Source organism: Amycolatopsis sp. NPDC051071 (assembly GCF_040682875.1).
Lineage (GTDB): Bacteria > Actinomycetota > Actinomycetes > Mycobacteriales > Pseudonocardiaceae > Amycolatopsis.
On sequence record NZ_JBFBBY010000009.1, the window covers coordinates 47,458 to 64,795 of the forward strand.

At 68.2% G+C, this 17,338-nt stretch carries 16 protein-coding genes; 12 read left to right on the top strand and 4 right to left on the bottom strand.

The window, feature by feature from the left end:
- The first annotated feature begins 13 nt into the window (after window positions 1–13).
- The 10 genes from AB0M65_RS04995 to AB0M65_RS05040 all read left to right on the top strand — a co-directional run bounded on the left by AB0M65_RS04995 (window position 14) and on the right by AB0M65_RS05040 (window position 11,279).
- A complete protein-coding gene (locus tag AB0M65_RS04995) occupies window positions 14–535 on the top strand; it encodes an NUDIX hydrolase (protein WP_364021561.1) in 522 nt (173 codons plus the stop codon).
- Entirely contained in the window at window positions 536–2,692 is a 2,157-nt protein-coding gene (locus AB0M65_RS05000; protein ID WP_364021563.1) for a DUF6049 family protein, read from the top strand.
- Between the two features lie 99 nt (window positions 2,693–2,791).
- Window positions 2,792–3,085 carry a hypothetical protein gene (locus AB0M65_RS05005; RefSeq protein ID WP_364021566.1) on the top strand — a complete coding sequence of 98 codons (294 nt, stop codon included), beginning with the start codon at window positions 2,792–2,794 and terminating at the stop codon, window positions 3,083–3,085.
- The gene (murJ, locus tag AB0M65_RS05010; protein WP_364021569.1) at window positions 3,028–5,127 is read left to right on the top strand and encodes a murein biosynthesis integral membrane protein MurJ; all 2,100 of its coding nucleotides are present in this window, start codon (window positions 3,028–3,030) and stop codon (window positions 5,125–5,127) included. Before AB0M65_RS05005 ends, murJ begins: the two co-directional genes overlap by 58 nt.
- Window positions 5,128–5,247: 120 nt before the next feature.
- Complete coding sequence (locus AB0M65_RS05015) at window positions 5,248–6,810, top strand: protein kinase family protein (RefSeq protein ID WP_364021711.1); 1,563 nt, start codon at window positions 5,248–5,250, stop codon at window positions 6,808–6,810.
- 31 nt (window positions 6,811–6,841) lie between these two features.
- A complete protein-coding gene (gene sigM / locus AB0M65_RS05020; protein ID WP_364021572.1) occupies window positions 6,842–7,501 on the top strand; it encodes an RNA polymerase sigma factor SigM in 660 nt (219 codons plus the stop codon).
- Complete coding sequence (locus AB0M65_RS05025; protein WP_364021575.1) at window positions 7,498–8,286, top strand: hypothetical protein; 789 nt, start codon at window positions 7,498–7,500, stop codon at window positions 8,284–8,286. The genes sigM and AB0M65_RS05025 overlap by 4 nt, the downstream gene beginning before the upstream one ends.
- 216 nt (window positions 8,287–8,502) lie before the next feature.
- Window positions 8,503–9,498, top strand: coding sequence for a thioredoxin-disulfide reductase (trxB, locus tag AB0M65_RS05030; protein ID WP_364021578.1), 996 nt, complete (start codon window positions 8,503–8,505; stop codon window positions 9,496–9,498).
- 44 nt (window positions 9,499–9,542) lie between these two features.
- A complete protein-coding gene (trxA, locus tag AB0M65_RS05035; protein WP_005154472.1) occupies window positions 9,543–9,869 on the top strand; it encodes a thioredoxin in 327 nt (108 codons plus the stop codon).
- Window positions 9,870–10,130: 261 nt separating this feature from the next.
- Entirely contained in the window at window positions 10,131–11,279 is a 1,149-nt protein-coding gene (locus tag AB0M65_RS05040; RefSeq protein ID WP_364021581.1) for an N-acetylmuramoyl-L-alanine amidase, read from the top strand.
- 371 nt (window positions 11,280–11,650) lie between these two features.
- Here AB0M65_RS05040 and AB0M65_RS05045 read toward each other — a convergent pair whose 3' ends face one another.
- Window positions 11,651–12,295, bottom strand: coding sequence for a GNAT family N-acetyltransferase (locus AB0M65_RS05045; protein ID WP_364021584.1), 645 nt, complete (start codon window positions 12,293–12,295; stop codon window positions 11,651–11,653).
- A gap of 196 nt (window positions 12,296–12,491) precedes the next feature.
- On the opposite strand from AB0M65_RS05045, the gene AB0M65_RS05050 reads away from it, so the two are divergent.
- Window positions 12,492–13,811, top strand: coding sequence for a PLP-dependent aminotransferase family protein (locus AB0M65_RS05050; RefSeq protein ID WP_364021586.1), 1,320 nt, complete (start codon window positions 12,492–12,494; stop codon window positions 13,809–13,811).
- A gap of 38 nt (window positions 13,812–13,849) precedes the next feature.
- Entirely contained in the window at window positions 13,850–14,800 is a 951-nt protein-coding gene (locus AB0M65_RS05055) for a D-alanine--D-alanine ligase (protein ID WP_364021589.1), read from the top strand.
- Between the two features lie 48 nt (window positions 14,801–14,848).
- On the opposite strand, the gene AB0M65_RS05060 is transcribed toward AB0M65_RS05055, so the two are convergent.
- From AB0M65_RS05060 to AB0M65_RS05070, 3 genes are all read right to left on the bottom strand, one after another.
- Entirely contained in the window at window positions 14,849–15,226 is a 378-nt protein-coding gene (locus AB0M65_RS05060) for a hypothetical protein (protein ID WP_364021592.1), read from the bottom strand.
- A 155-nt stretch (window positions 15,227–15,381) separates the two neighbouring features.
- Window positions 15,382–16,401 (bottom strand): ParB/RepB/Spo0J family partition protein, encoded by a 1,020-nt coding sequence (locus tag AB0M65_RS05065; RefSeq protein WP_364021594.1) that lies wholly within the window; start codon window positions 16,399–16,401, stop codon window positions 15,382–15,384.
- Complete coding sequence (locus AB0M65_RS05070) at window positions 16,398–17,327, bottom strand: ParA family protein (RefSeq protein WP_364021597.1); 930 nt, start codon at window positions 17,325–17,327, stop codon at window positions 16,398–16,400. The genes AB0M65_RS05065 and AB0M65_RS05070 overlap by 4 nt, the downstream gene beginning before the upstream one ends.
- Window positions 17,328–17,338 lie beyond the last annotated feature (11 nt).

Genomic DNA, 17,338 nt, shown 5'->3' on the forward strand with positions numbered 1-17,338 from the left:
CTAGCATCGCAGCATGTCTGGATCAGCCGGCCGCTCCGGCGCCTCGAAGCCGGGCCGCCGGCGGAGGCGCAGGCGGGGAAGGCGGCTGACCACGGTCGACGAGACCTCGGCAGGCGGTCTGGTCGTCGACGCCGAACGGGCCAACGCCGCGCTGATCGGGCGGCTCGACCGGCACGGCAGACTGCTGTGGTCGCTGCCGAAGGGCCACATCGAGGACGGTGAGACGCATGAGCAGACAGCGGTGCGTGAGGTGAAGGAGGAAACCGGTATCTCCGCACGGGTACTGCAGCCACTGGGCACCATCGACTACTGGTTCGTGGCCGAGCGACGCCGGGTCCACAAGACGGTGCACCATTTCATCCTGGAATCCACCGGCGGCGAACTTTCGGACGAGGATGTCGAGGTGACCGAGGTCGCCTGGGTGCCGCTCGCCGACCTGGAGACCACCCTCGCCTACTCCGACGAGCGCAAGCTCGTCCGGAAGGCCAAAGAACTCTTCGCGCAGCAACGCCCACACCGCCGAGGGAGCACCTGAGTGAAGCGGCTTGCCGCCACTGTCCTGTCGATCCTGTTCCTGGCACTGCCCGCGTTGGTCGGCGCGACCGCGCACGCACAGGAGCAACCCCGGCTGCGCGTGGACCTCGATCAGCTGAACCCGCGCGTGGTCAGCACGAACTCGACGTCGCTGACCATCACCGGCCGGGTCACCAATATCGGTGACCGGAAGATCAGCAAACTGGGTGTCCGGCTGCAGCTGGGCACCCGGCTGCAGACCGAGCAGCAAATCGGTGACGTACTCGCCGGCGGGACGTTCAAGGACCTGTCGGCCACGGACTTCGTCGACCTCGAACCGGACACCCTGGAGGCGGGCCAGAGCGCCGGCCTGAACCTCACCGTCCCGCTCGGCACGACCTCGAAGCTCCAGTTCCCCCGGCCCGGCGTGTACCCGCTGCTGGTGAACGTCAACGGCACCCCCGATTTCGGCGGCCCGGAGCGGCTCGCGGCGGTCAGGCTGCTCATGCCGGTGCTCGGCGTCCCCGGCAGGGCACCCGCGTCGCGTCCGCCGTCGCCGCCGTCGGCGAGCCTCCTGTGGCCGATCGCGAACAGCACGGTCCACGTCGTTTCGTCCCCGCTCGGCGGCCCGCTGACCCTTGCGGACGAACGGCTGGCAGCCGAACTCGGCAATGGCGGACGGCTCGACTCGCTGGTCGCGGCCGCGCGGGCGGCCGAGGCCGACACGAAGGTCTCGTCGTCGTTGTGCCTGGCCATCGACCCCGATCTGGTCGCGACCGTGGACGGCATGACCCGCGGCTACCAGGTCGCCACCGGCGGGGCCCCTGTCCCCGGCCAGGGCGTCGAGGCCGCGAAGAACTGGCTCGGTCAGCTGAAGGCGCTGGTCGCGGGCCGGTGCGTGGTCACCCTCCCGTTCGCCGACGCCGACCTCACCGCGCTGACGAAGGTCCGCGCCGGTGACGCCACCGACACCTCGCTCCTGACCGGCGCGATCGGCGGCGCGGTGACGATCAAGAACCTCCTCGGCATCCAGCCGCAGGACGGCGTGCTCTGGCCCGGCGGCGGCCTCGACTCGCAAACCGTCGAAGCGATCGGCAAGGCCGGGGTGAAGACGGTGCTCACCGACTCGGCCAACCTCCGCTCCGGGTCACCGGTATCGGGCGTGGTCTCCGTCGAAGGCACGGCCCTGCGTGCCCAGCCGATCGACTCACTGATCACGTCCGCGTTGAACGGGTCGGCGTCGGCCCAGAACGGGCTCGGCGCGATCGCCTTCCGGGCCGGGCTCGGCGGGCAGGCCGCCGGGCAGGAACGGTCTTCGCTGCTCATCGCCCCGCCGCGGCACTGGGACGCGACCCGGCCCGAACTCACCGCCTTCCTGGAGCGGATGGGTGACTTCTTCACCGCCGGTCTCGCCAAGCCCTCGCCGCTGCCCGACCTGCTCGGCGTCGGCCCGGCGGGCTCGGCGTCGATCAACTACGACCCGCAGGACCTGAAGACGGCCACCAGCGGCGACGTCACCGCGAAGATGTCCCAGATCGACAACGAGGCACTGGGCCTGTCGTCGGCGATGACCATGGATGCAACCAAACGAGTGAATCCGGCCGACGTGATCGCCCCCGTCCGGCTGGCCTTGATCCGGGCCGCGTCGACTTCGTGGCGTGGCGCGGACGCCGGTGTCGTCACCGGCAACGCCCGCGGGGACCTCGAAGCGATCCGCGGCCAGGTGACCGTGGAACGGCCGAAGCAGACGATCGCGCTGGCCTCCGGCGCGTCACCACTGCCGGTGTTCATCACCAACAGCCTGCCGGTCGGCGTCGACGTCCAGGTCGCCTTGAAGAACAACGTTGGCCTGCGACCGACGGACGAAGCCCAGTTGCGGGCGCAGATGGTCCCGGCCAACAGTGCTCGCAACCGGCTGCTCCCGGTCGAGGCCCTGCGGGCGGGCCGGTTCAGCGTCGACGTGGCGCTGAGCACGCCCGACGGGACCAAACTCGGCTCCGACGCGCGGTTCGAGCTGACCTCGACAGAGTATGGCGCGATCACCATCATCATCACCGTCACGGCGGCCGGCGCGTTGCTGCTGCTCTCGGGCCGCCGGATCTACCGGAGGATCAAAGACTCGCGCGCCGATCGGGCGAACGAACCCACCCCACGTGTGACCGAGGACGCACAGGTTTAAGTGTTTCCGGGCGATGCCGATTACCCTGGGTCGAACGATGCCGCCGGGCATCACGTAGTCGAGCACCGAGGATTGGGCACGCGTTGGAAAGAGAGCCGGGTGTACCGCCCGAGCGTGCAGGCCGTCCCCGGCGCGAAGGTACTCCGCCACCACCACCGGCACCACCGCCACCGGCACCGCCTCGGCGCACCGATGGCCCGGCGCGCCGTCCGGAACGTTCCGGGCGCCCTGAACGCGCGGAACGTCGTCAGCCGCCACCGCAGCAGGTCCCACCCGAACGCGGTGAGCGACCGCGCCGGGCGGCACCGCCGCCGCAGCCATCACCACCGCCGCCGGTGGACGGCCGCCGTCAGCGTGTCGCGGGCCGTCTCGACGACGAAACACGGCGGCTGAGGCCACCCCAGAACCCGCCGTCGAACCAGGCTCCGCCCCGGCAGGCACCCGCGGCGCCTCCGGCACAGGGGACGCCGCCTCCGCCGACCCGGCGCCAGCCGGTCCCGCCGCCGCCGCAGCTGCCACAGCCGACCCAGAACCCGCCGCCGCGCCGTCCGCCAACGCAACCGCCGCAGGCACCGCACCAGACCCCGCCCCCACCGCATCGGGGGCGCCGCCAGCCACCACCGGTCCGCCCGTGGCAGCAGGACCCACGCGACGAACCCGACGCGACGCGGTTCATCCCGCGCACGCCCGGCGTCCCGATGGGGTCGCGCTGGCCGGTCGCCGACCCCGACGTCCTCCGCCCGTACGACCAGCTCGCCACGCAGGTCATGCCTGCGATCAAGGACGCGCCGCTGGTCAAACCGCGGCCGGGGCATACCGGCGAACAAGACGTCGTCGCCCCGGCGAAGGCGCCGTCGATCGCGAAGTCGAGCGGCCGGATGGCGATCGCTTCGCTGATCAGCCGGATCACCGGCTTCGCCTGGAAGCTGCTGCTGGTCGCCGCGATCGGCGCGGGCGTCGAGAACGACTCGTTCAACGTCGCCAACACGATGCCGAACATCATCTTCGAGCTGCTGATGGGTGGTGTGCTGTCGAGTCTCGTGGTCCCGCTGCTCGTGCGGTCGCAGGACGACAAGGACGGCGGCGAGGCCTATACCCAGCGGCTGGTCACGGTCGCGGGCACGCTGCTCGTCGGCGGTACGGCCATCGCGGTCTTCGCGGCTCCGCTGATCACCAAGCTCTACGTTGACCAGAGCGGACAGGCGAACCCGGGACTGGTCACCGCCTTCGCGTACCTGCTGCTGCCGCAGATCTTCTTCTACGGCCTGTTCGCGCTGCTCTCGGCGGTGCTGAACGCGAAGAACGTTTTCGGCCCGACGGCATGGGCGCCGGTGATCAACAACCTGGTCGTCATCTTCACCATCCTCGTGGTGTGGGTGATGCCGGGGAACATCGCGCTCGATCCGGTGTCGATCACCGACCCGAAGCTGCTGACGCTGGGCATCGGCGTGACCGCGGGCATCGTGGCGCAGTCCGTGCTGCTGATCCCGCCGCTGCTGCGGTCCGGGTTCAAGTTCAAGTGGCGCTGGGGCATCGACAAGCGGATGAAGGAGTTCGGCGGGCTCGCGCTGTGGACCGTCGGCTACGTCGCGGTCAGCCAGGTCGGTTACACGATCACGACCCGCGTCCTGACCAGCGGCACAGCCGGCGGGGTGACGGCGTACAGCAACGCCTGGCTGCTCTTCCAGCTGCCGTACGGCGTCATCGGTGTCTCGCTGCTGACCGCGATCATGCCGAGGATGAGCCGGGCGGCCGCCGACGGCGACCACAAGAAGCTGATCGGCGACCTCTCCTACGCGTCGCGCATCTCGACCGTGATGCTCGTGCCGATTTCCGCCGTGATGACCGTGGTCGGCGGTTCTGTGGGTATCGCCCTGTTCACCTTCGGCAAGGGCAAGATCGAGTCCGCGTCGCGGATGGGTGAGGCGCTGGCCATCTGTGCCTTCGCGCTGCTCCCGTACGCGCTGGTCATGCTGCAGATGCGGGTGTTCTACGCGATGAAGGACGCGCGGACGCCGGTGCTGATCATGATCGTGATGACCGTGGTGAAGGTGCCGCTGCTCTATCTGTGCCCCGCGCTGCTCGCGCCGGACAACATCGTGCTCGGCGTGATGATGGTCAACGGCCTCACCTTCGTCGTCGGCGCGATCCTCGGCCAGGTTTGGCTGTGGGTGACCCTCGGGAATCTCCGGAGCAAGCGGGTTCTCGGCGTGATCCTCTTCACGCTCGTCGCGAGTGTGCTCGGAGTGGGCGCGGCATGGCTCGCCGGGCAGATCGTGCCTGACTCGTTCGGGGTGAAAATCCAGGCCTGGGTGCGGCTTCTCCTGCAGACGGCCGTCGGGATCGCGGTTTCATTCGGCGTGCTCATCGCGCTGAAGGTCGAGGAATTGAAGCCCGCGACGGACAGAATCACCCGGCTGATCAAGCGCGGGTAACGATTCACGCACGGATGGCGCGCGTTCCCGCGTCGTATTCTGGGTACCCTCGGTGCGGGAGCTACGCGGGAGAGTGCGGTGGATACGAGACGGAGCGAACAGGCAGGGGAGGCGAGCCACGTGGGCATCCGGGCCCAAGAAGGGTCGCTGGCCCCTGGCCGGGTCGTCGGTGACGGCCGGTATCGCCTGCTCGCACAGTTCGGGGTGGACGAACGGGCCGCCGCGCATCTTTGGCGTGCCCGTGACGGGCAGCTGAAGCGTGACGTGGCGCTGACCTTGCTGGTCGGTGACCCGGCGAACGCGGAAGCCGCGAGGCTCGCGCGCCGGACACTGGAGCGGGCGGCGCACGCGGCGAAGTTCGGCCACGGCGGGGTCGCGCGTGTCCTCGACGTGCTCAGCCTCGGCAGCGGCGTCACTTCGAGTGAAGGTCTGCTCGGTGTCGTCGTGGCGGAATGGACCAAGGGCAGCGACCTGGTCGACCTGGTGGCACAGCGCCCGGTGGCGCCGGCCGCCGCGGCCAGGATGGTGCAGGCGCTGGCGGAAGCCGTCGACCACGCGCACCAGAACGGTCTCGTCCTCGGTCTCGACCACCCGCAGCGGCTGCGGCTCACCCCGGACGGCGCGCTGAAGCTCGCCTTCCCCGGTCCGCTGCCCGAAGCGACCCTTCGCGACGACGTCAAAGCACTCGGCGCGGTCCTTTACTTGCTGCTGACCGGCCGGTGGGCACTGCCCGGCGGGCCCGCCGGGATCCCGGCGGCGCCGCTCGCGCCGACCGGACGCGTCATCCCGCCGCGGTCACTGGTCCCGACCGTCCCGGTCGAGTTGTCCTCACTCGCCGTCCGCACCATCGAGGACGGCGGCCACGGCGGGATCCGGACCAGCGCGGCCATCTTGCGTGTGCTGGACCAGGCCGCCGAGGCCGAGGAGCGCACCCAGCTGATCAAGGCCGTCGGTGAGGAAGAACCACCCGCCGAAGCGGACGGCACGGTCTGGACGACCAAGAAGCCGGTCAAGGACGTCGCACGGCGCAAGAAGCTGGCGTTCGGCGTCACCGTGCTCGTCGTCGCGACCGTGGTCATCCTGGCCTGGGTCGGGATGATGCTGATCAACCTGTTCCAGGGCGAGTCCAAGTCGAGCGGGCCGAATATCAACGTCGGCGCGTCCTCGTCGCAGGTCGTGCCGCCGCCGGGTGAGCAGCAGCCCCCACCCGCGCAACAGCCGCCACCCGCGCCCGCGCTGGGTGCGGCGGTGAAGCCGTCCGCGGTCGCCGTCTACAACCCGGGCAGCAAGGGTGACAGCCCCGGCCGCGCCAGGAACACGACCGACGGTGACGCGGGAACCTCCTGGAAGACCGACGAGTACGACAAGCAGCTCCCGGTGCTCAAGGACGGCGTCGGGGTGATCGTCACCTTCAAGGATCCGATCAACTTGAGCCAGCTCAAGATCAACTCGGGAAGCCCGGGTTCCAAGGTCGAAATCCGCTCGGCGGACAAGAAGAACCCGAAGCTCGACGAGACGAAGGTCGTCGGGAGCGGGGACCTCGCCGACGGCGAATTCACCATTGCTTTGCAGCAGCCGCAACAGGGTCAGTACTTCATCATCTGGATCACACAATTGGGTGAAGACGGTGACGGCAAGTTCATGACCGAACTCAAAGAGCTGACGTTCCTGCCTGCGGGGTGACGCATCCGACAGGGTCAGTAGGCTCTCCCGGGTGACAGCTGCAGCTCCCACGGACGCGGATCTCATAGCGGCGCATGCCGCTGGAGACCCGCACGCGTTCAGTGAACTGGTCCAGCGACATCGAGACCGCCTGTGGGCGGTGGCCCTGCGTACCGTGCGGGATCCCGAAGAAGCCGCGGACGCCCTGCAGGACGCTTTTATTTCCGCGTTCCGCGCCGCCGGCAACTTCCGGGCCGAATCACAGGTCACGACATGGCTGCACCGCATCGTCGTGAACGCGTGCCTCGACCGGATCCGGCGACGGCAGGCAAGACCGACCGTCCCACTGCCCGAGACCGGGCAGTTCAACGAGCCTGCCTCACCACGCGACTCCATGTCCGAGCGGGAGACCAGCCTCGTGGTGAAGGAAGCCCTCGACCAGCTTCCCGAAGATCAACGTGCCCCGATCGTGTTGGTCGATGTCGAGGGATACTCCGTCGCCGAGACGGCGAAGATGCTCGGCATCGCCGAGGGCACGGTCAAGAGCAGATGTGCCCGAGGTCGCGGAAAGCTCGCGAAGGTTCTCGGACATCTGCGGAACCCCGATGCGATTGCGAACGTCCCAACTCACGAAAGCAAACGCGAACGCGCCACCCCGGAACGGGGTGCCAGGCGTCCTCAGGGCACGCCGGGTGACGGGGAGGGACGATGACAGACGAGAGCAGGGGGATCGGTGGGACCGTCGGTCCGCCGTGGTCTGTCGATGTGCTCGCCGACCTGCACGCAGGCGTGCTGGACGAGCGGGAGGCGGCCGAACTCTGGCCACTGGTGAACGCCGACCCCGACGCACTGGCGATCATCGAAGCACTGGAAGCGACCACGGCCGACCTCGCGGAACTCGCGAATGAGCCGGTCGCGCCGATGCCCGCGGAATTCGCGGCACAGATCGACGCGGCACTCGCCGCCGAGATGCGTCAGGCGTCGCTTGGCTTTCCGGGTGCATTTGAGACGCGGCAGGCGCAGGTCGCCCCGGTGGTGGACCTCGCGGCAGCACGGCGGAAGCGAAACAAGCGGATCGGCTGGGGCGCCGGGATAGCGACCGTGGCCGCGGCGGCCATCGCCGCCGTCGCGATCGCCGTGCCCGCCACGCAGCAGCCGAACACGGGCGGCGTCGCACAGCCTCCGCCCGCCCCCGTCGGCCCTTCGGTCGGCGGAGACGGCGGCGGGGCCGAAGCACTCGTCGGCAAGGCGATCGGCGTCCGCGACTTCGGCTCCCTGAAGACCGAAGAGCGGCTCGACGCCTGTGTCGCCGCCGCCGGTCTGGACCCCGACGTGCGGCCGGAGGGCATCCGGCCGGTGAACGTTGCGGGCAAGGACGGCGTGATGGTGATCTACACCACAGGCAAGCTCGCCCAGTTCCGCATCGTCGCCTTCGGGGCCGACTGCGGCCCTGGCAACCCGGCCCTCCTGTTCGACAAAATCATCGGACAGAAGTAGCCACCCGAAACCTCACTGGTCCCTCGCTTCCCACCAGCCCCAAAACGGGGGGAGCGGGGGACCTTTGCTATCGCGCTAGCTTTTCTAGCGGCGCTAGAGGTCGGATCTCGGGCCTGGAGCAAGGCTGGAGAAGTAGTGGCGGTCACGGGCGGGAACACCGCCACCTACGATCGTGTTGAGCCTGGTGAACAGGTCACTACGAGCGGAGGTCCACGGGTGGCTGCCGAGGAGATCAGGAACCTGATCGTTGTTGGGTCGGGTCCTGCTGGGTACACCGCCGCCGTTTACGCGGCGCGAGCGCAACTCGAACCGCTGGTGTTCGAGGGCACTCAGTTCGGCGGTGCGTTGATGACAACGACGGAGGTCGAGAACTTCCCCGGCTTCCGCGAAGGCATCCAGGGTCCCGACCTCATGGAAGAGATGCGTGAGCAGGCCAAGCGCTTCGGTGCCGACCTGCGCCAGGAGGACGTCGAGTCCGTCGAGCTGACCGGTGACGTCAAGTACGTCGTCGCGAACGGCAAGCGCTACGCGGCCCGCGCGGTCGTGCTTTCGATGGGTGCCGCGGCCCGCTACCTGAACGTCCCGGGTGAGCAGGAACTGCTCGGCCGCGGTGTTTCGGCCTGTGCGACTTGCGACGGCTTCTTCTTCCGCGACCACGACATCGTGGTCGCGGGCGGCGGCGACTCCGCGATGGAGGAGGCGACCTTCCTGACGAAGTTCGCCAAGTCCGTCACGATCGTCCACCGCCGCGAGGAGTTCCGCGCGTCCAAGATCATGCTGGAGCGCGCCCGCGACAACGAGAAGATCAAGTGGGCGCTCAACAAGCAGATCACCGGGGTCGAGGGTGAGGGCAAGGTACAGGGCCTGAAGGTCAAGGACACGGTGACCGGCGAGGAGTCCGAGCTGGACGTCACCGGTTTCTTCGTCGCGATCGGCCACGACCCGCGCAGCGAGCTGGTGCGCGGGCAGGTGGATCTCGACGAGGACGGCTACGTGCTCACTCAGGGCCGGACGTCCTACACGAACCTGCCCGGCGTGTTCGCGGCCGGAGACCTGGTCGACCGCACCTACCGGCAGGCGATCACCGCCGCGGGTTCGGGCTGCGCCGCTGCGATCGACGCGGAACGATGGCTCGCGGAGCACGCCGACGTCGAGACCGCGCACGAGACCCCCGAGCTGGTCGGCGGCGGCTACGGCGCTTCCGCCGGCTGACTTTCCCGTAGCACCGGAGTTCACCACCCCCAGGAGGAGACACCATGGCCAACAACACCGTGACGGTGACCGACAAGACGTTCGTCGACGACGTGCTCACGAGCGAGAAGCCCGTGCTGGTCGACTTCTGGGCGACCTGGTGCGGCCCGTGCAAGATGGTCGCCCCGGTGCTCGAGGAGATCGCGGCGGAGAACGGCGAAAAGCTGACCATCGCCAAGCTCGACATCGACGCCAACCCGAACACTGCGCGTGACTACCAGGTGATGTCGATTCCGACGCTGATCCTGTTCCAGGGTGGCAAGCCGGTGAAGCAGATCGTCGGCGCCAAGCCGAAGGCCGCGCTGCTTTCGGACCTCGCCGACGTCCTCTGATCTCGCGTTTCACCAGCCGAAACCCGGGGCCTGCCCAGGCTCCGGGTTTCGTCGTTCCGGATACCGGGTATTTCCGGGGGTCACGGGAACATGATCATGGTGCTCGGCCGGGTTCCACGAACGGGGACTTGACGCACCGACCGGGCCTCCGCGCTCACCGAGAGTTCACAGGGCACAATAGAGCACCGGGGTTCGCCCCGCAGAGTTTTCACGTCGTGCATCGAGCTCGATTCGGTGCCCCAAAGGAAGAGCGAGGGGTGCATGCGGGTACTCCGCCGCGGTGACGCCGGACCGGACGTCGCCGAGATCAGGTCCACGCTGGCGGCGATGGAGCTGCTCCCGCCGGTGACCGAATCCGGGGAGTACGCGGTCTTCGACACGCTCATGGAGCACGCTGTCCGGGCGTTCCAGCAGGGTCGTGGGCTCATCACCGACGGTTTGGTGGGTCCGGCGACCTATCAGGCGCTTCGCGGCGCGGGCTTCCACCTCGGGAGCCGCCCGCTCGCCTATTTGTTCTCCGCCCCCATGCAGGGGGACGACGTCTTCACGCTCCAGGAGCGGCTGACCGAACTCGGCTTCGATGCCGGCCGCCCGGACGGGCACTTCGGCGCCCAGACCGAACGCGCGCTCAAGACTTTCCAGCGCGACATGCGCCTGACGGCCGACGGCATCTGTGGTGCGGCGACCATCCGCGAACTGCACCGGCTCTCCTCGCCGCGTGCCCGCGGCGGCCGCCCCGTCTTCCTGCGCGAGCAGGAGCAGGTGCGCCAGGCCGGCCCGCGGCTGCGTGGAAAGCGCATCGTGATCGACCCGGGCCACGGCGGTGAAGACCTCGGCGTCGTCGCCGGCAAACTGCGCGAAGCGGACCTCGTCTGGGATCTGGCGCGACGGCTCGAAGGCCGGATGCAGGCCACGGGCATGGAGGCGCTGATTTCGCGCGGCCCGAACCAGAGCCCCACCGAGGGCGAGCGCGCCAAGTTCGCGAACGAGGCGGGTGCCGACCTGTTCCTCTCGCTGCACAACGACAAGAACCCCTCGCCAGAGGCGCAGGGTGTCGCGAGCTTCCACTTCGGCACCGGCAATGGCGCCACGTCGACCGTCGGTGAGCTGCTGGCGGGCTTCATCCAGCGTGAGCTGGCCGCCCGTACCGGCATGCTCGACTGCCGCACGCACTACAAGACCTGGGAGATCTTCACCCGTACTCGCTGCCCGGCCGTGCGGATCGAGATCGGCTACCTGACGAACCCGGAAGACAGCGCCAAACTGGCGGACCCGGCTTTCCGCGACGTCGTCGCCGAAGGCATCCTGGTCGCCGTGAAGCGCCTGTACCTCCTCGGCGAAGGGGACCAGCCGACCGGCACGTTCACCTTCGCGGACGTCCTGGCCCACGAACTCGCCAAAGCGGAGTAGCCAGTCCTCCACACCCGCACGCGGGCTCACATCCCTCTGCCGACACCCTCGGCACAACCGGTTGTGTGCCCTCTCGGCCGACCACGCAATCCCTAGCTCCGACCGGTGCGCAGCCCCCACCCTTCCCGGGGGGCGTCCCCAGGTCCAGCCTACCCATCCACAGATTTTCCACCGCTCCTATCAGCGATCTGTGGATAACTCGGCGGGTTACCCACAGCTGTCCCCAACCCGGGGGATGGCCGCTGCGCGCACCCGAAAACTCTGCTAGAAGCGCTGGAAGCCGTGCAAGGAAAGCGTCGTTCCTTGCAAATTTTGCAAGGAACGGGCCGTTCACAGCAAGTGGGAGATAGGCGTCCGGAAGGGGCGAAGGGTCAGGCCCGGCCCAGGCTTGGTTCGGCGGTCGTGATGGAGACCTGGCCGAGCAGCCGCTCGAGGGCCGCCTCGACGTCTTCCTTCCACGAGATCGCCGACCGCAGTTCGAGCCGCAGCCGCGGCCACCGCGGATGGGGTCGCACGGTCTTGAACCCGACACTCTGCAGGAACGCCGCGGGCAGCACGCAGCTGTGGCCGCCGTCCGGATCGGTCTCGTCGGGCTTGGCGTCGCCGAAGGCTTCGATCGCGCGGACACCGCGTTTGGTCAGGTCCTTCGCGACGGCCTGCACCAGCATCCGGCCGAGTCCGCCACCTTGGAACTCCGGGAGGATCTGGAAGGCGGTCAGCAGCACCGCGTCCGGACCGGGCGGCGAAGTCGGGAAGGCCAGCGAGCGCGGTACGGCGTTCGGCGGGGCATAGAGCACGAAGCCGACGGGCAACGTGTCGCTGTAGACGATCCGGCCGCAGGAGCCCCACTCCAGCAGGACGCTGGAAACCCAGGCTTCCTTTTCGACCTCTGTCGCGCCGTACTCCTCGGCCTGCGCCTTCAAATGCGGCGCCAGCTCCCAGTACACGCAGCGGCGGCAACTCTTGGGCAAATGCTCCAGATTGTCCAGGGTTACGCCCACGACGCGACGCGACACCGGCAACCTCCCTGAACGAAGCGACACCCTACGCAGCCTTGTCCCGAGCAAGGCTCGCTGAAGAGGTCCTGATCGAGGATAGGCCGATGTGATGAGCACCGGAAGGCCAGGGCCCCTCAAGGGAGGGTGGTTACACTCGATGGAACTACCAGTCGGTAGCGACTATGTCCACTTCGAAGCACGGGTGAAGCGCCTGATGACCGAGAATCGCCCTGTCCGGCCGCAGACCGGCCGCCACAACCTCGACCCGCATCTCGACCGCTACGCAGCGCGTACGGCCGGAATGACTGCTTCCGAGATCAGGGCGTTGTTCGCGGTAGCCAGTCGCCCCGAGGTCGTCTCGCTCGCCGGCGGGATGCCGAACCTCGCCGCGCTCCCGTTGGACTCGCTGTCCACGCAGGTCGCCGAGCTCATCGCCGAGGAAGGCCTGGTCGCACTCCAGTACGGCTCGGCGCACGGCGTCCCGGCACTGCGTGAGCAGATCTGCGAGATCATGGCCCTCGAAGGCATCAAGGCCCATCCGGACGACGTCGTCGTGACCGTCGGCTCGCAGATGGGTCTCGACATGGTCACCCGGTTGTTCTGCGACCCGGGCGACGTCGTCATCGCCGAGGGTCCGTCGTACGTCGGCGCGCTCGGCTCCTTCGCCGCGTATCAGGCGAGCGTCGTCCACGTCGCGATGGACGACCACGGCCTGGTCCCCGAAGGGCTGCGGGCGGCGATCGAAGAGACCAAGAAGTCCGGGCAGCGGGTCAAGTTCCTCTACACGATCCCGAACTTCCACAATCCCGGCGGCGTCACGCTGGCCGTCGAACGCCGCCCGGAGATCGTGGAGATCTGCCGCGAGAACGACATCCTCATCATCGAGGACAACCCGTACGGTTTGCTCGGCTTCAGCGGGCAGACGTACCCGGCGCTGCGCTCGATCGACCCCGACAACGTCGTGTACCTCGGCTCGTTCTCGAAGACCTTCGCGTCCGGCCTGCGGGTCGGCTGGGTCCTCGCGCCGCACGCCGTCCGGGAGAAACTCGTGCTCGCGGCCGAGTCCGCGACGCTTTGCCCGCCGACGCTTAACCAGTTGATCGTGTCGCGATACCTCTCGACTCACGACTGGATGGGTCAGATCAAGACCTTCCGCGAGAACTACCGGGAGCGCCGGGACGCGATCCTGTCCGCGCTCGATCAGCATATGCCCGCCGGCTGCAGCTGGACCAAACCCGATGGCGGCTTTTACGTCTGGATGACCGTCCCCGAAGGCGTGGACACGAAGGCGATGCTGCCGAGGGCCGTCACCGCCCGGGTCGCGTACGCCTCCGGAACCGGGTTCTACGCCGACGGTTTCGGCAGCAGGCAGCTACGCCTCTCCTACTGCTATCCGACGCCCGAGCGGATCCGCGAAGGCGTCCGGCGGCTCGCCGCCGTGCTCGAGTCCGAAATGGACCTCGCGCGTACCTTCGGTAACGTGGGCCGACGCGAGATCTCGGGACCGCAGAATCCTTCTCCGGACACGGTCTGATCGGCCGGCCGTCCACAAACAGACTTAAGGAGTACTCGGTGGTCGACCGCACCGTTGCCGTGCTCGCCGGTGGGCTTTCCCACGAACGCGACGTCTCCCTCCGCTCCGGCCGCCGGCTTTCGGCCGCGCTGCGGGCGGAAGGCCTCGTCGTCGAAGAGTGGGACACCGACGCAGGCCTGCTTGAGCGTCTTCGCACCCAGCGCCCCGACGCGGCCGTCGTCGCCCTTCACGGCGGCGAAGGGGAGAACGGCTCGGTGCAGACGGTGCTGGAAATGCTGGACGTCCCGTATGTCGGCACCAGTTCGCAGGGCTGCCGCCGTGCCTGGGACAAGCCGACCGCCAAGGCGCTGCTCGCCAAGGCGGGCTTCGCCACGCCGGCGTGGGTCGTGTTGCCGCACAGCACCTTCCGTGAACTCGGCGCGCAGGCCGTGCTGGACGCGATGGTCGAGAAGCTGGGCCTGCCGCTGATCCTCAAGCCCGACCAGGGTGGTTCGGCGCTGGGTACCCAGGTCGTCAAGGAAGCCGCGGAGCTGCCCGCAGCGATGGTCGGCTGCTTCGCATACGGAGACACTGTTCTCGCCGAGAGGTTCGTAGACGGTGTCGAGGTGGCCGTGACGGTCATCGAAGGCGAAAACGGACCCGAGGCCCTGCCCGCGGTCGAGATCGTCCCGGAGAGCGGCGTGTACGACTACACCGCTCGCTACACCGCCGGGCTGACCGACTTCTTCACCCCCGCGCGGATCACCGACGACGCCGCGAAGGCGGTCGGCGAACTGGCCGTCGCCGCGCACCGGCAACTCGGGCTTCGCGACATCTCGCGCACCGACGCGGTGGTCTCCGATGACGGCACGGTCCACTTCCTCGAAGTGAACCTGTCGCCGGGCCTCACCGAGACCTCGACGGTGCCGATGGCGATCGAAGCCGGTGGCGCCACGCTCGGCTCGGTCTTCGCCGACCTCGTCGCCCGAGCGGTCACCCGCGAGAGCTGACCCGAACTCGACGAAGGGGACTTGCCCACGGTGGGTGAGTCCCCTTTTTCATCTCCCCGGCAGGGCGACGACCTGAAAGTCGTCCTCGTAGATGATCGGCCCCGGATCGTCCGCCCGCACCGCCACGCACGGAATGTCGTGCGCCTTCAGAATCGACAGGTAGCCGTCGACGCGTTCGATGAAGATATGCGCCGTCGCTTTGAACCACGCCATGGCCCCGGGATTGAGCGCCGTGTCGTAAACGCTCGGATCGGTATGCGCCGGGTTGATGAAGTTCGCGTCGTACCAGTCGTTGTTCGTGCGCCGGAAGCTCTCCTGCTCGACGGTCAGGCGGTCGGCCCGAGCCAGCCCGTTGACGAGCCCGAAGACGCCAGTGAAAGTGCCACGCTCGTTGCGGGTCGGACTCTGGAAGCGGACGAAGATCATCGGCGACCGGTTTCACGGGAAACATTCCGAAAGACCGCCACGCGAGGATTCCGGCCGTCGAAGAACCCCTTCATACCTGCCCCCAGTTCAAGCACGCTGAGTCAACCAATGATCATCAGACAGCTATCGTCACCGTGACAAAACGACCCGGTAGATTACTCATCGGTTTTTGATGTCTGATTTGCCCGATTCTGATCCATCAGCGAAACAATACGTTCAAGATCATCCACCGAGCCGAATTCGAGCGTGATTCGCCCCTTTCGGCGGCCGAGGTCGACCTTCACACGGGTGTCGAACCGGTCCGAAAGCCGGTTCGCCAGTTCCTGGAGGCCCGGCGCCTGGATCGGCTTGCGGGGAGCGGGCTTCGGCTTGGCAGGCTTCTCGCTCTTCTTGAGCGTGACGGCTTCCTCGGTCGCGCGGACCGACATGCCTTCCGCGATGATCCGGGCGGCCAGCTCTTCCTGACTCTCGGGGTCCTCCAGAGACAGAAGCGCACGCGCGTGGCCCGCCGAAAGCACGCCGGCGGCGACCCGCCGCTGGACCGCGAGGGGGAGTTTGAGCAAGCGGATCGTGTTCGTGATGACCGGGCGGCTGCGCCCGATCCGGCCGGCCAGCTCCTCGTGGGTGACCGCGAACTCGTCGAGCAGCTGCTGATACGCGGCCGCTTCTTCGAGCGGGTTGAGCTGAACGCGGTGGATGTTCTCGAGCAACGCGTCACGCAGCATCGCCTCGTCGGCGGTCTGGCGGACGATTGCCGGGATCGCCTTCAGCTCCGCCAGCTGCGACGCCCGCAGCCGCCGCTCGCCCATGACGAGTTCGTACTCGTCGGTGCCAAGCTCCCGGACCACGATGGGCTGCATGAGCCCGAACTCGCGGATCGAGTGCTCCAGCTCGCTGAGCGCGTCCTCGTCGAAGACCTGCCGCGGCTGCTTCGGGTTCGGCTTGATCTGGCTGATCGGCACCTCGCGGTAGACCGCTCCGGCCACCGTGCCGCCGTCCGAACCGGCCTCGCCGTTGGCCGCGAACCAGCCCTTGTCGTCCGGTCCCGCCGGCTTGGGCGGGAGGCCGGGAACGGCCGCGGAGCCGTTCTCGGCCGGGGCCGCAGAGCCCGGTGGCGGACCGGTGGGGATCAGGGCGGCGAGCCCGCGCCCGAGCCCTCCTCTGCGCTCGCTCATGTCGTACCGCTCCTTTCCTTCATCTCCGCACCGCGCTGGGCGATCTCCTTCGCGGCGTCCACGTAGCTCATCGCACCGCGGGAACCGGGGTCGTAGGCGAGGACCGTCTGCCCGTATCCAGGGGCCTCGGACACCTTCACACTGCGCGGGATCACCGTCTTGAGAACAGTGTCCCCGAAGTGGTTCCGGACCTCGTTCGTCACCTGATCGGCCAGCTTCGTCCGGCCGTCGTACATGGTGAGCAGGATCGTGGAGACAATGAGTTCGCGGTTCAGGTGCTGCTGGACGAGCTCGATGTTGCTCAGCAGCTGACCCAGACCTTCGAGCGCGTAGTACTCGCACTGGATCGGGATCAGCACCTCCTGCGCGGCGACCATCGCGTTGACGGTCAGCAGACCGAGCGACGGCGGGCAGTCGATGAAGACGTAGTCGACGCCGATCTCGTCGAGGACCTCGGTCGAGAGCGCCTCCTTCAGCCGCATCTCGCGGGACGCCATCGACACGAGTTCGATCTCGGCACCAGCGAGGTCGATGGTCGCGGGAACGCAGTAGAGGTTCGACGACTGCTCGCTCTGCGCGGCCGCCTCGGCGAGCGTCACCTCACCGATCAGCACCTCGTAGATCGACGGCGTGCCGGAGCGGTGGTCGATGTCGAGCGCCGTACTCGCGTTGCCCTGCGGGTCGAGGTCGATCACGAGCGTCTTGAGCCCGTGGACGGCGAGGGCGGCGGCGAGGTTCACCGTGCTCGTCGTCTTGCCGACGCCGCCCTTCTGGTTGGCGACCGTCAGCACCCGCCGACGGGCCGGGCGGGGGAGCGCACCCTCCTTGGGGTGCAGCACGCTGGCGGCTCGGACGGCTTCCTCGGCGATCGGTGTCCAGCCAAGTTCATGGCCAGTGCTGGCAGGGTCGGACGGTGGGGGAGTCACCGGTCTCGAGC